This window comes from Pseudophaeobacter leonis (assembly GCF_002087335.1).
Lineage (GTDB): Bacteria > Pseudomonadota > Alphaproteobacteria > Rhodobacterales > Rhodobacteraceae > Pseudophaeobacter > Pseudophaeobacter leonis.
In genome coordinates this window covers 1-13,139 of record NZ_MWVJ01000060.1, presented here as the reverse complement: position 1 = coordinate 13,139, position 13,139 = coordinate 1, and the positions used below count along the sequence as shown (strand labels likewise).

Sequence of the window (13,139 nt, the reverse complement as noted above, 5' to 3'; positions counted from 1 at the left end):
GACAAATGACCCCCTTCCAGACTGAAATCACTGAACGTACTCAGGAAATGCGGGACAATACCGCCCTGCAATCAGCCGCTATGGATTTCCTGCAGGCCTCCGCCAAGGCGCAGTATTCCTACAACTTCCATTGGATGGGCCGCCCGATCATTCAGTATCCGCAGGATATTGTTGCCATGCAGGAGCTGATCTTCGACATCAAGCCTGACCTGATTATCGAGACCGGTATTGCCCATGGTGGCTCGTTGATTTTCTCCGCCTCCATGCTGGCGCTGCTGGAGATGACCGAGGCGATCGAAGCAGGCACTATTTTTGACCCCAACCAGCCCAAACGCAAAGTGCTGGGCATCGACATTGATATCCGCGCCCAGAACCGCGCCGCGATCGACGCGCACCCCATGCGCTCCAGAATTGAGATGATCCAGGGCTCTTCGGTGGACAGCGATGTGGTGAACCAGGTCAAGCAGATCGCACAGGGCTACAAGAAAGTGCTTGTCTGCCTGGACAGCAACCACACCCATGAGCACGTTTTAGAGGAGTTGCACGCCTATGCACCGCTCGCCTCTGAAGGCAGCTATTGTGTGGTCTTTGACACATTGATCGAGGATATGGCACCCGACACATACAGCGACCGCCCCTGGGGCAAGGGGGATAATCCCCATACTGCAATCCAGTCCTACTTGAGGGAGAACGGGAGCTTTGAGATCGACCGCCAGATCCACGACCGGCTGCTGATCACAGTCGCCCGCGACGGCTTCCTGCGTCGCCTGTCCTGAGAAACTGTTTCGGGGGGCAGTCCAAAGGGCCGCGTGCCTGACGTCAGCGCCTTTGGGTCGATCAGAAGATACGACCACGACCCTATGCGGAGCCGAGCGCTGAAGAGGTCTCTAGACTTCTGGGGGCCATTGTAGACCAGATCAGGCTACCGGATTCATGACGGCACCGGACATAGACGCATTCGAAAAGAGGGCCGCTATCGCTGAATACGATGGCGGCCTTTCTCGTGAGGGTGCTGAAGATCTCGCTGCTCGGGCTCTGGGCTTCGACGATGCTGACGACTACTGGCGACTACTGACGATGGTTGGCGGAATAGGTGCTGACCCGGAAGGTTAAATAGCAACACCCTCGGCTGGCTTCGTGCTGGCCGGGGCGATCACTTTGCTTTTTTCTTGCTTGAGAAAGCTCTATACCAATGACCGGTCCCAGCCTATTCTGTTGAAAAACTCTTGTTGATTTAGGGATATCTGACTGATTCAATTTCCTTATTGATATGGGAGGCTGGAGCGATGTTGGGGCCGAGGCAAGAAGCACAAAGCGCGCTGTTTTATGACTTTTCGATAGAGGATCATAGCCCGTCCGACCATGTCCTGCGGGCTATTGATGGCATCATTAACTTGTCTGGCGTGCGTCGGCATTTGGCCAAATTTTATAGCTCAACCGGGCGTCCTTCGATTGACCCTGAGCTGATGATGCGCATGTTGTTGGTTGGCTATATCATGGGCATTGGTGCTAAACGGCGCTGGTGTGATGAGGTTCACCTCAATCTGGCGTATCGTTGGTTTTACAAGCTGGATTTGACAGATGCTATTCCTGATCATCCGACGTTTTCCAAGAACCGGCATGGTCGCTTCCGCGATAGTGATTTACTCCGGCATGTGTTTGAAAACGTTGTAGCGCAATGCATCGATGCAGGTCTCGCAAGCGGGCAGCGATACGCTGCAGGCGCAAGTATTATTGCCGCCGATGCCAATCGCCAACACTCCACGCCGAAGGCTGATTGGAACCCTGAGGCTATCAATCCAGATGATGCTCCGCGCGCGGTTCGCGAGTATTTGGAAACACTTGATGATGCAGCGTTTGGGGCCGCCAGCCCCGTGGTTCCAAAGTTCATCTCACATGCAGATCCAGCATCGCAGTGGACGGGAGCACGTGGTGGGTCTGCATTTTTTGCGTATTCCACGAACTATTTGATCGATACAGACAACGCAGTCATCCTTGATGTGGAACCTACGCGGTCTGTCCGTCAAGCTGAGGTGGATGCCGTCAAAACCATGATTGATCGTGTGAAAACGGTACATGACTTGAAGCCCGAGCGCCTGATTGCAGATACGGCGTATGGATCCGGCCCAATGTTGGAGTGGCTTGTTGAGAAGCGTGGGATCGCACCGCATATTCCTGTCATTCATTGCCCGGCAATGCATTGAAAATGCATGAGAGGGGATAAACCTGGCCGAAAGGATGGCACGTTTGAACGTGCTGACTTCACATATGATGCCGACAATGATCTTTATATTTGCCCCGGTGGCAAAGAGCTGAGAAAGCCGCTACGTGCATATAAAACAGGAACAACTGGCGCAAACAAAGATGAGACAATTCGTTACCGAGCCCCTAAAGCCGACTGCGATTTGTGCGATCTAAAAGAAGGTTGTTGTCCCAAATCGCCACAGCGTAAAGTTACGCAATCCATCTATGAGGCCTCTCGCAATGTCGCACGCGCTTTATCGCAAACCCAGCAATATGCCATCTCATGCAAGCTGCGCAAAAAAGTCGAAATGTCATTCGCCCATCTAAAACGCATTCACGGCTTAGGTCGGCTCAGATTACGTGGACCATGTGGCGCTCATGACGAATTTATCCTCGCCGCAACCGCCCAGAACCTCAAAAAGTTAGCCAAATTGGCTCCAAACCCTGGTCAGGCCAGAACAGTCCTGTGAAATCGAGGCGGAAGCCATTCATCCTGTGATGCAGTGCCGCGAAAACCGCGATTTTTTCAACAGAATAAGCCCGAAGCTGCCCGTCATGCCGACGCGGCGTTCGGTCCCAGTTTCAGGCTTCGAGCGGATCAAACGGGTCTCTGCGGCGGATGCTTGAACCTAAGCAACGGACGAGCCAAGCTGTTGAGCCGTTCGAGCTGGAGGGGGCGTTTTCAAGGCAGACATATTTTCAAAAGGAAGTTCATTGATCACCCTTCAGGCAAAGGCCGCCAGTGGACCGATGCTGACCTATTGGGCAATCGCTTTCCCAAACATAGGAAAGGACTACTTCATTCGGGGTGCCTCTCCTGAGTGTTTGCCCAAAGCACCAGCCCCTTGCATTGGATCTCGGCAGGCACGAGTTCTTCTGATGCTAATTCGCAAGCCTCAACCGGAAATTCGAACTGAAAACGAGACCCCTTTGCCAATTCAGACCTTACAGTGATGCGGCCACCCCAACAGCCGGCAATTTTTTGGGCAACTGCCAATCCCAACCCGCTACCTCTGGCCTCATCCCGGGGTTTCAGTATTGCAAAGGGTTCGAAGATGCGTTGGTGAAATTCCCTTTCGATGCCGGGCCCATTGTCTTCCACACAAAAGATCGCCGTTGCGTCGTGTAGCCGACCTGTCACGCGGTCATATGAATCGCATTGATCGTTGTGCAAAACAGCGTTTGATATCAAGTGCTTGAAGATAGCAGAAAGATCTTCGCGGATTAACACTAAGGTTGACAATTCCGGGGCAACTTCGATCTCATATGCACCATTGGCGAGATATCTACGGGCCACTTCATCGATCTCTGCAGGAATGTCGACGCAACTTACCGTCGCCTCCGGGTCCGCGACCAGTGCGTATTCCAGAAGCCCTGCCAACAATCCTTCCATTTGGACGGCTTTGCTTGTGATCATCTCCAGAAACTGTTGGGCCTTTGGGGGAATATCAGTTTCTGCGCTCTCAAACTCTTCAGAAATCCACTCCGGGAGGATTTTCAGAGCGCGAAGGGGCGCGCGCAGATCATGCCCAATTCTGTGGGTAATCATATTCACCGCTTCGGGCGTGGTACAGTTCTTGCATTCAGTCGAGGTACCCATGGCTGCACGTAACATAGATTGAGACCCTTGTTCTGACAGGCGGAGAGGTTTCTGAGTGGTCGGAAAAACTCCGAGATGAAATTTTGCCAGATATTATTGAGCAGTGCGCCGTCCATCCTCGTCAAGCCGGTTCAGGTTGTTCTCCTCAGCACTGCCATCGCTACGCCTCGTGGCGCCCAAGAGAGTTGCGCCATTTGGCCTTCAAGAAGCCCTCAATATCTCACAGATCAGGTTGGGATTGAGGTCCGACTTTGTCACAACACGTCTGACACCCGCGGCACTGGCCTTGTCCCACATGAAAGGAGAGGGCCAATCAGAAACAATGATGATCGGGGTCTCAGCCAAGCTTGGTGACTGCGCCAGTCCCAAAGCAAAGTCGGAACCCTTGCCATCAGGCAAGGAGTTGTCCAGCAGAATAAGGGAAGCCGGTCCTGCCATGAGCACCTGTCGGGCAGCCTCCAAAGAGGTCACTGCCGTGATGACAAAGTTGTTTATTGCAGTTTTTGCAGTTCGAAACATCATCAACCGATCAAACTCGTCATCTTCGACGATCAGGCACTTTGGGCGCGGATCTTTGGATTTCGTGTAGGCCATACTCTTGTTCCATATATTCAGCGGTGGAAACTTCATCGTAGGCAGCCCGAACGCACAGACTCCTTTGGAGGATCGGGTAAATTATTTAACTAATCCTTAAAGCTAAAATTGGAGGGAATAGGTCGGTTCTGAGCCACGACCCACCCTTTGGAATTGTCCACTTCTATGAACAACGGACCGGGAGCACCCTCCGCGTTGATGTTGCGACCGTAGCGTGGTCATTGTTTTGCTTCCTATCGGTGCATTCGCGCAAGGTCTGTCAGGTCCAAGCCAAGCAGGATCCTCGCGTGATGCTACTTCGGCCGATTCCGGGTGTCGGCCCCGTGGCCGCGTCCGCAATTGTCGCAACAGCAGGTGGTGCCCGCCAGTTCAAGAACGGCCGCGAATTTGCAGCCTGGTTGGGTCTAACCCCACTCAATCGATCAAGTGGTGGCAAGGAAAGGCTGGGCCGTATCTCCAAGATGGGCGGCCGATATATCATACGGCTGCTGGTCACTGGCATGACCTCGCGACTGAGGCAGGTGAAAACACATCCGGAGCGCGTTGATCCGTGGGCGCGGGCTCTGCTTGAGCGCAAGCCAACCCGTCTTGCCACTGTGGCAATGGCAAACAAAACAGCCCGGATCATTTGGGCAGTTCTGACCAAGAACCAGCATTACCGGCCCAACGCGGCGTAATATGAGGACAACAGAACACCAGAGACAGCATGACCATTGAAATGATGGAGCACAGTCAGCCAGTCTCCCAAGACACCCCGTCCAATGTCAGGGACATCACTTGTCCGAGAAGCGGTTTGGGACTTTGCCTGCGGAAACCATCCACAGCCCGGCAGGCGATTCTTGCATCGCTGAGAGGGAGGGCCAGCGGCCGCGTGCGCCGCGCAAACAGGCCCCTCTCGGCAGATTGCTGCGCAATCGCCTGCCGGGCAGTGGGAACACACCGCTGCTTCTGACCAGTGCTAAATCTTCTTCAAAAATGTCTTGCTATGCAGGCGCTATCCACACAGGTCATTGAAGGCAGCGATAATGGGAATAACGGTCGCGTATACGGGGATCATTGTTCAGACCAACTATTCTTCTGAAGCCACTCCGGAAACGTATTTCGCACTGAACGCCTTTTCACCGAGCCGCTCAATCAAACTGAGCTGGAGCTCAAGCCAACCTTTGTGCCCCTCTTCGTCAAGTGCGATCTGCTCAAAGAGCGTCCGAGATCCGATATCACCCGTCTTCATTGCGTGCTGGGCGGCGGCGGTATAAAACTCGATTGCTTCCAATTCGTCGGCCAAATCAGATTTAAACATGCTAACGAGGTTATCCGCCTGGACAGGCTTTTTGTAGAATTTCAAATCGGGATTGCCGTTAAAGAACATAATTCTCGCTATATAAAGATCAGAATGACCCAGCTCCTCTTGCATTTCCGACCGCATTTGGGCGGCCAGTTTGTCCAGCCCCCAATTATCGAGCACATGGGCATGCAGCTGATATTGATGTGCTGCCGTGAGCTCCATGTGCAAGGCTTTTTGGAGGTATTTCATTGTTTCATTATCTGGCATTTCAGAAAACTTTCTTACTTTGATTTACGAACACGATGATGGAGAGCAGATTTCGACAATATCAATGTGATATAGGCCACCGCCCGACCTACCCGCTTACCTATTCTCTGGCCGAATGCTCGAAGTTCGATGCAATCTTCGAAGCAAAACGATTAAGTGGCACACGCAGCACGGCGCGGCCCTGAGGGTCGGGTTCGGGAAGGCGCCCGCCGCGAATGTTGATCTGCAGCGCATAAAGCATTTGACCGGGAAGAGGCAGCGTAGCATCGCGCGCATCCCGTATGGAAATGAACTCTTCCTTTGTAGTACCGTCCTTGACGTGAATGTTGGACGCCTTGTGCTCCGCAACGGTTGCCATGCAGGCCTCGGCCCGGCCGCCCTTGCAATAATCGTGGCCAACGAAAACGCGGATCTGGCCGGGCAGTGCGAGGATTGCCTGCAGGCTGTCCCATAGTTCAGACGAGGAACCACCAGGAAAATCCGCACGCGATGTTCCGCTATCGGGGGCCATGAAGGTGTCATGGGCAAAAACCGCATCGCCAATCTTGTATGTGATGGAAGCCAGGGTGTGACCGGTCGAAAGCGATACCTCCACGTCGCACTTGCCGACTTTAAAAGTATCACCCGCCTTAAACAGGCGGTCCCAGTAGTCGTCACGGCCGTTCAGACTGTCATCGGCGTAGAAATCCGACCAGATTTCCTGCACCTTCATTACCAGTTCGCCGATTGCCTGTTTGGGTACCCCACCAAGTTTTTCCTTGAGATAAGCCGCTGATGAGAAATGATCGGCGTGCGGATGCGTGTCGAGCACCCCTTCTACTTCGAGCCCCTCGGACGTCACGTAGTGCAGGATCTCGTCTGCACTCGCTGTCCAGGTCGCACCGGCAGCCGGATCAAAGTCGAGCACTGGATCGATGATGACAGCAGCCCTGGTTGCCGGGCACCATGCCACGTATTGCCAGGAACCGGTCGTCTTTTCGTAGAATGCAGCGACATTCGGACTGCCGGTTTCGGTCGAACTGGGAAAAAATTGCATTTTTGTGCGTCTTTCTAAGATAGTTGCTTTCAGCCGATTGCTCTACAGACAGTCACCACTGCGGATTGGCACGCATGATGATGCAGCTGGAATTGGTGAGTTGTGGTCAGGAGCATATGCTTTGGGGAAACTGGTCTCGGTGTCGGGCTCCCGCGCCACCTTCACTCGCTCCAGCCATGCAGGTGCACATCGCGCCCGGAATGGCCCTTCATGATCTTCACGGCGAGGGCCTCCCTTTCCTTGTCCCGCGTTCTGACCCACATCAGGATACCGCCGTGTCGAATTTGATTTTCATAGTATTCCTTATGATGCTTTCCAACGCGTCGCGCCAAAAGTGTGCCGATGACGGCGGCGGGACTGCCGCCGATGGCGACGGCCGCAATGGAGGCCGCCAGGGTACTCGCAGGCGTTAGCATCGCCGTCATTGCGATGGCCGACCCCACAAAGAAAAACCCACCTGTGATGGCCCCTTCAAGTTCGCCGATCGCTTCTTCGGATACGAAATGAGCCCTGGGCGCTTTCGGATCGTCCTCAAGGTCGGACGCGCGCCAATAGGCCTTGCCAAGTTTCTCTTGCAGAGCCTCATCGCTACCGAGAAGGCTGATGTCGGAATGATGAAACCCTACCGAACGCAGATCGTAAAATGCGGCCTGTTGCGCTTCGAATGTATAAAAAACGCCGACCGCTTCTGGAGTATTGATATAGGTGGTCTTGCTGTCGTCCGACTTGGGTTCTGCTTCGGCCATTTCGGTCTCCATTCCATTCGTGGCTATCGATTTTTTATGTCATGATATGCAATTGAAAGGCGAATGCATTGAGATACATCAAGGGGCGACGCCCCGCCGTGCCCTACCATAACTCAGAGATCGAAAATTCAGGTTGTCCATGACAGGCGGAAGCCAGAGATGGAACCTGGCTTGAAGTAGAGGAGATATTCAATGAGCCACGTTACACGGGCAGCTGCCGAGGACATGCTTGGGGTTCTGGACGACAACGATTTTGCCGCGATTGAAGCGACGGGCGCGAGTCTGGCAGATATCGCCGAGGCCAAGTCGTTGGCGGATGGTACCAGCGATATTGCTGGCCAAGGTGAACGCGTGCTCACAGGGCCGACGAAAGAGGTGCTGACAATACTCAGCGCAAGGAACGCATGATGGACGAAAAGCGCCTTGCCAAAGCCATTCTTGATCCGCCGTCCATATTCGATATGCCTGAGGACGTTTTGACCGATGAAAGCCTTACGACATCGCAAAGGATCGAGATCCTGCGGCGATGGGAGTATGATGCCTGTGAGGTCAGTGTCGCCGAAGACGAAGGCATGCCAGCGCGAAATGGTGAGGTGTTGAAGCAGATACTGCAGGCCCTGCATATGCTTGTTGGCGATATAGATACAAGTGAAACACCCCCCACCAAGCAGGGCGGCTTGTCTCGTGAGGCGCTGAGGCGCACCAACCGAAAGACCTGAGGACTTGGTCGTTTCACCAGTCATCCCTTTTGCAGTGTGGGCAAGCCTGCTTGCCGGTCTCGTAACAACCATTGGGGTCCTGACTGTACGGCGCTTCAGCGATTGGGGGCGCCGAAATGCCGTCTATTTTGCCTGTTTCGCCGCGGGCGTCTTGATCGCCGTGTCTTTCCTACATCTGATGCCAACAAGCCTTGAGTTGAGCCCCCAGGGCCCTGTCTTCATGCTGACCGGCTACCTCGTGATGCATTTTATGAACCGGTTTCTGACAACACAGGTTTGCGACAAACCAACCACAGCGGACTATGCCATTGGCCTGGTTGCCATGTTCGGGATCGGGTTCCACTCTTTCGTTGACGGCGTGATGTACTCCGTCACATCACTGTCAGCTTTTTCACTGGTGTTGTGTCCACACTCGGCATGGTGCTGCATGAATTTCCCGAAGGCATCATCACCTATGTCCTCTTGCTGCGCAGCGGCTTTGGCGACAGGAAGGCACTCGTTCTTGCCCTTGTGTCGGCAGCTGCAACTACGCCCCTTGGAACACTTATGTCCTATGGTTGGATCAGTAACATAGATAAACCGTTCTTGGGCAACTTGATGGCAGGCTCTGCAGGAGCGCTGTTTTATGTCGGGGCTACGCATTTGCTTCCAATGGCCGAACGTGAACCGCGCAAATTCTCACTGATCGTGTTGGGTGGGGGGATTGCGACGGCACTAGGGATAACAATGGGGGCTCATTGAGCACCTCGTTCGAATGGCTTCCCAGTTAGCGAGCCCAAGGCACTGATAAAAGCATGTTCAGCCAAACACGACGTCCAGAAACATCATGACCACCACACCCACGATCAGGCCTGCTGTGGCACCCTTGTGGTGGCCGTGCCGATGTGTTTCGGGGATTATTTCATTGCTGATCACGTAGAGCATCGCACCTGCTGCAAAGGTCAGCCCCCATGGCAAGAGAAGTTGGGAGGCACTCACCGCAACAACTCCGGCCAAGCCTGCCACCGGCTCGACCAGTCCTGTCGCGGCAGCGACGAGGAAAGCGTAGTTTTTTGAGTATCCTTCGGACTGAAGTGCCAGCGCGACTGCCAGACCCTCCGGCGCGTTCTGCAACCCAATACCGACCGCGAGAGATATCGCCGCAGCAATGTCGCCGCCTCCGAAACCAACGCCGACGGCAAGGCCTTCGGGAATGTTGTGCAGCGTGATCGCGATTACAAAGCCAGATCTTTCGAACAGAGACGGCCTCTGGACCTTCAAGGCCTTTGGTAAAGTGCCGGTGCGGCACTCTTTCATCCAATAAGTAGATGGATGCGGCACCAAGGATGATTCCACCAACTGCAATCAGTGCCGGGATTGCTCCCGCACCATATTGTTCCTCAGAAATTTCCAGTCCCGGAATGATAAGCGAGAAGTATGAGGCGGAGAGCATAACACCAGCCGCAAACCCGAGCAAACTGTCGTTCAGTTTGCGCGAAACAGTTTTGCCAATCAGAATTGGCAACGCTCCGATCGCGGTCATCAGGCCAGCGGCGAGACTACCCAAAACTCCAAGTACAATAACGTTCATCTACATCCCGCCGTGAAAATGTTTGTGGCTAGGCTCTGAAAGCCTACAAAGCGTAGCGGAGCAGACCTCCGTTTCTGCCATCTGAACAGCGGGATAGCCCGCTACCTGATCCTACGCCCTATTCTCTCTGCGTTCTATGTGAATGGCCGGTTTTTTGCGCCGTATCGAAATACTCGAGTCCGCGCTGATGCAGCAAAAATCGTGCTGCTGCGAGAGCGCGCAGCGAGAATTCGGCTCGTTTCGTCCGGCGGTTTCAACGGATGGACGCAACACTTTAGTCTTTTTGGAAAGATGGAGTGTAACTCATGGCCTATCGGAAGCGGATATTTTTCTCAGAGAAGCAGAAGGCGGAGATATGGGGTCGGTGGCAGCGCGGAGAGTCGATGAGCTCGATTGGACGTGTGTTTGATCGCGGATCTTCGTCTATCTATCCAGTACTTGAGCGCACTGGTGGCATCAGACCAATAGCCCGGGCGCGGTCTCGGTTGGCGCTGACACTCGGTGAGCGGGAAGAGATATCACGGGGCCTTGTAGCTAAGCAGTCGCTGAGGTCCATTGCGCGCAACCTTCACCGGGCACCCTCAACTATCAGCCGTGAAGTTCGCCGCAATGGCGGCACCAAACATTACCGTGCAGCCAGGTTCCGACGCGAAGGCCTGGGATCGAGCGCACCGTCCAAAGCCCTGTAAGCTAGTCGGCAACGACTATCTTTGCCGCATGATATCCACCAAGCTGCATCGCAAGTGGTCCCCGCAACAAATTGCAGGTTGGCTCATGCGCGAACATCCTGATGAGGAAGACAAACGTATCTCGCATGCACTGACCGGCAGGGCATTGCACAGCAATGTCCCGAGAGGGGGACGATCTACCGGAGCCTTTTCATTCAGACGCGGGGCGTCCTAAAGAAAGAACTCCAGGCGCATTTACATGCCACACGGTCCATCAGGCGGTCACGTCATGCCACGTTGAAGCGGAGCGGTTTGGGGAAGTTCAACGATGATGTTTCGATCTGTGAGCGGCCTGCGGAGGTAGAAGATCGCGCTGTACCAGGGCACTGGGAAGGTGATTTGATCGCAGGTTCCTGCAACAGCTGAGACTGTGCGGAATTCTGTGCTCTGACGCGTTTGGTTACGTCATGGGGAAGCGATCTTCGAACATGATTGCGAACTGGCTTTTAACCGCGTGCCACTCACGTATTGAGCGCTTCCACTCCTGAGATGTAGCATTCAGCGCCAGATAAATCAATTTTGCTGCGGCGTCATCACCGGGGAAATGGCCACGGGTTCGGACTGCCCGGCGGATTTTCGAGTTTAACGCCTCAATCGCATTGGTCGTGTAAATCAACCTGCGCACTGCAGGCGGATAATCCAGGAAAGGGATCACCTCGTTCCAAGCCCACCGCCAGCTCGGCGCAATGGCCGGGTATCGGGCCGCGAGATCGCTGTTTTCGAACTCGGCCAGCGCAGCCTCTGCCACATCGGCGTCCACAGCGGTGTAGACAGCCTTGAGCGCTGTCGCCATCTGACTTTCCACGTTTGACGTACGGCTTCACATAGGCTGGTGGGATCAGCTTCACGTTATGGCCCAATTTGATTAGCTCACGCGCCCAATGGTGGCTCGTCCCACATGCCTCGATACCAACCAGACATGGCTCAAGACGTTCAAAGAACGTGAGAACTTGCGCCCGCCTAAGTGCTCGGTTGAATGCAACCTCACCATTGTCATCAATCCCGTGGACCTGGAAAACGTTCTTAGCCAACCCAAACCGGGCCCAAGGGAAAAGGAGCGGATGTGACAGACCTGACCTTCGCTGCGCAACGCAGGAACTGGTAAGGTGCGGACGAAGCGCCAATTCGCTACAGCCGAACCAACGACGGCTTTGGCAAACTACGAAAGCGCGTCTTGTTGATTGTCGTATCCATTTGATTGGTATCTCAGCGCCTGAATCGTCGGGTCGAAACCAAAATCTGTTGGCGCCTATTTCCCCGAATTGGATCGGGGCCGGTCCTGAGACCAGCCCCGCCAATTTATCAGCCAAACATGTCTGCGGTTATACCCGCATACCAGCCCTCGGATTCCTCGTAGGTCGCCTTTCGGACTTCGGCGCTCTCTCCGGTTTGTGAAATGAAACCGTCAACTTTTGCGATTTTTTCCTCAGTTGCCTCATAGGTCGCCCCAACTTTGACCCCATTGTCGGTGTCGATCAGCGACCAACATGTATTGGAGAATTTGGCCGGGAAGACCTTTGAACCGGTCAGAGCACCCCGGACAGCGTTTGCACAGACCTTGGCCTGGCTGTTGGCCGAAAAGCCCGATTTAGGCATATCGCCTTGCTGGCTGGCATCGCCAAGGACATAGATATCTGCGTCCACTTTGCTGCCCATGTCCGCGGCATTGACTGGCGCCCAATTTCCGTCAGTGACACCCGCCGAATGTGCAATCTGCCCCGCCTTCATTGCCGGGATAACATTGCAGACGTCCACGTTCGTGACTTCGCCATCGATTGTAAGGGTCATTGCGCTGGGGTCTACCGAAACCTCTCCGCCACCAAAGCCCGCCCCGATCCAGTCGATCATACCGCCGTAGTGGTCTGCCCAACCTTCTTGGAACAAGGCCATCTTCGAGAATTTCTCTTTTGGATCAGCGACGATAATCTTTGCCGTCGGATTGTGAGCCTTTAACAGATGCGCCACCATCGAGACCCGCTCATACGGACCAGGAGGGCAGCGATATGGGTTGGGCGGCGCGACCATTGCAAAGGTGCCGCCCGCAGGCATGGCCATGATCTGAGACTTCAAAAGCTCGGTCTGTGATCCCGCCTTATACGCATGGGGCATAGCGTTCTGGGCGCTCATGTCCCAACCTTCTACTGCGCCATCAACAAAGTCGATGCCGGGGCTAAGGATCAGCTTGTCATAAGGGACAGAGCCGCCGCCAGCCAAGGAAACAGTCTTGGCGTCGCGATCAACGCCAACGGCCCAGTCATGCAGGACGTTCACGCCAGTGGCCGCCAAAGTGCCATAAGTGTGGCCGATGTCATCGATAGTGCGGAAACCGCCGATATAGAGGTTGGAGTGG

10 protein-coding genes and 7 pseudogenes are annotated in these 13,139 nt (G+C 54.4%); 8 read left to right on the top strand and 9 right to left on the bottom strand.

Features of this window, described 5'->3' with window-relative positions; translation table 11 throughout:
• The first annotated feature begins 5 nt into the window (after positions 1-5).
• The gene (locus tag B4968_RS13555; RefSeq protein WP_083099755.1) at positions 6-776 is read left to right on the top strand and encodes a cephalosporin hydroxylase family protein; all 771 of its coding nucleotides are present in this window, start codon (positions 6-8) and stop codon (positions 774-776) included.
• A 510-nt stretch (positions 777-1,286) separates the two neighbouring features.
• Positions 1,287-2,714 (top strand): annotated as a pseudogene (locus tag B4968_RS13545) (IS1182 family transposase).
• 329 nt (positions 2,715-3,043) lie between these two features.
• Here B4968_RS13545 and B4968_RS13540 read toward each other — a convergent pair.
• Together B4968_RS13540 and B4968_RS13535 are read right to left on the bottom strand one after the other, a co-directional pair.
• Positions 3,044-3,859 carry a sensor histidine kinase gene (locus B4968_RS13540; RefSeq protein WP_083099750.1) on the bottom strand — a complete coding sequence of 272 codons (816 nt, stop codon included), beginning with the start codon at positions 3,857-3,859 and terminating at the stop codon, positions 3,044-3,046.
• 186 nt (positions 3,860-4,045) lie between these two features.
• Positions 4,046-4,438, bottom strand: coding sequence for a response regulator (locus B4968_RS13535; protein WP_083099747.1), 393 nt, complete (start codon positions 4,436-4,438; stop codon positions 4,046-4,048).
• A 272-nt stretch (positions 4,439-4,710) separates the two neighbouring features.
• Here B4968_RS13535 and B4968_RS13530 point away from each other — a divergent pair.
• A pseudogene (locus B4968_RS13530) lies at positions 4,711-5,115 on the top strand (transposase); the annotation flags it as partial.
• Between the two features lie 392 nt (positions 5,116-5,507).
• Here the strand turns inward: B4968_RS13530 and B4968_RS13525 are convergent.
• The 3 genes from B4968_RS13525 to B4968_RS13515 all read right to left on the bottom strand — a co-directional run bounded on the left by B4968_RS13525 (position 5,508) and on the right by B4968_RS13515 (position 7,772).
• Positions 5,508-5,990 (bottom strand): bacterioferritin, encoded by a 483-nt coding sequence (locus tag B4968_RS13525; RefSeq protein ID WP_083099744.1) that lies wholly within the window; start codon positions 5,988-5,990, stop codon positions 5,508-5,510.
• 100 nt (positions 5,991-6,090) lie between these two features.
• Positions 6,091-7,026 carry an MBL fold metallo-hydrolase gene (locus B4968_RS13520; RefSeq protein WP_083099741.1) on the bottom strand — a complete coding sequence of 312 codons (936 nt, stop codon included), beginning with the start codon at positions 7,024-7,026 and terminating at the stop codon, positions 6,091-6,093.
• A 161-nt stretch (positions 7,027-7,187) separates the two neighbouring features.
• On the bottom strand, positions 7,188-7,772 hold the full coding sequence (locus B4968_RS13515; RefSeq protein WP_083099983.1) for a hypothetical protein: 585 nt from the start codon (positions 7,770-7,772) through the stop codon (positions 7,188-7,190).
• A 192-nt stretch (positions 7,773-7,964) separates the two neighbouring features.
• On the opposite strand from B4968_RS13515, the gene B4968_RS13510 reads away from it, so the two are divergent.
• From B4968_RS13510 to B4968_RS23825, 4 genes and pseudogenes are all read left to right on the top strand, one after another.
• On the top strand, positions 7,965-8,180 hold the full coding sequence (locus tag B4968_RS13510; RefSeq protein WP_083099739.1) for a hypothetical protein: 216 nt from the start codon (positions 7,965-7,967) through the stop codon (positions 8,178-8,180).
• A complete protein-coding gene (locus B4968_RS13505; RefSeq protein WP_206601103.1) occupies positions 8,177-8,491 on the top strand; it encodes a hypothetical protein in 315 nt (104 codons plus the stop codon). Before B4968_RS13510 ends, B4968_RS13505 begins: the two co-directional genes overlap by 4 nt.
• A 34-nt stretch (positions 8,492-8,525) precedes the next feature.
• Positions 8,526-8,750: pseudogene (locus B4968_RS26190) on the top strand (hypothetical protein); the annotation flags it as partial.
• Between the two features lie 116 nt (positions 8,751-8,866).
• Entirely contained in the window at positions 8,867-9,232 is a 366-nt protein-coding gene (locus tag B4968_RS23825) for a ZIP family metal transporter (RefSeq protein WP_338153274.1), read from the top strand.
• A gap of 57 nt (positions 9,233-9,289) precedes the next feature.
• Here the strand turns inward: B4968_RS23825 and B4968_RS13495 are convergent.
• Positions 9,290-10,061: pseudogene (locus tag B4968_RS13495) on the bottom strand (ZIP family metal transporter).
• Positions 10,062-10,366: 305 nt separating this feature from the next.
• On the opposite strand from B4968_RS13495, the pseudogene B4968_RS26185 reads away from it, so the two are divergent.
• Positions 10,367-11,149: pseudogene (locus B4968_RS26185) on the top strand (IS30 family transposase); the annotation flags it as partial.
• Positions 11,150-11,189: 40 nt separating this feature from the next.
• Here B4968_RS26185 and B4968_RS13485 read toward each other — a convergent pair.
• The 3 genes and pseudogenes from B4968_RS13485 to B4968_RS13475 all read right to left on the bottom strand — a co-directional run.
• Positions 11,190-11,582 (bottom strand): annotated as a pseudogene (locus tag B4968_RS13485) (transposase); the annotation flags it as partial.
• Positions 11,566-11,820 (bottom strand): annotated as a pseudogene (locus B4968_RS13480) (IS110 family transposase); the annotation flags it as partial. The pseudogenes B4968_RS13485 and B4968_RS13480, both read right to left, overlap by 17 nt.
• Before the next feature lie 271 nt (positions 11,821-12,091).
• The coding region (locus B4968_RS13475; RefSeq protein WP_139792828.1) for an NAD(P)/FAD-dependent oxidoreductase at positions 12,092-13,139 on the bottom strand (1,048 nt) is incomplete at its 5' end.

What these genes read in the sequence shown, in the direction of transcription:
- B4968_RS13525 (WP_083099744.1), bottom strand. Translation starts at nt 5,990, where the DNA reads ATGCCAGATAATGAAACAATGAAATACCTCCAAAAAGCCTTGCACATG.
- B4968_RS13520 (WP_083099741.1), bottom strand. Translation starts at nt 7,026, where the DNA reads ATGCAATTTTTTCCCAGTTCGACCGAAACCGGCAGTCCGAATGTCGCT.
- B4968_RS13505 (WP_206601103.1), top strand. Translation starts at nt 8,177, where the DNA reads ATGATGGACGAAAAGCGCCTTGCCAAAGCCATTCTTGATCCGCCGTCC.
- B4968_RS13510 (WP_083099739.1), top strand. Translation starts at nt 7,965, where the DNA reads ATGAGCCACGTTACACGGGCAGCTGCCGAGGACATGCTTGGGGTTCTG.
- B4968_RS13540 (WP_083099750.1), bottom strand. Translation starts at nt 3,859, where the DNA reads ATGTTACGTGCAGCCATGGGTACCTCGACTGAATGCAAGAACTGTACC.
- B4968_RS13535 (WP_083099747.1), bottom strand. Translation starts at nt 4,438, where the DNA reads ATGGCCTACACGAAATCCAAAGATCCGCGCCCAAAGTGCCTGATCGTC.
- B4968_RS13555 (WP_083099755.1), top strand. Translation starts at nt 6, where the DNA reads ATGACCCCCTTCCAGACTGAAATCACTGAACGTACTCAGGAAATGCGG.
- B4968_RS13515 (WP_083099983.1), bottom strand. Translation starts at nt 7,772, where the DNA reads ATGGCCGAAGCAGAACCCAAGTCGGACGACAGCAAGACCACCTATATC.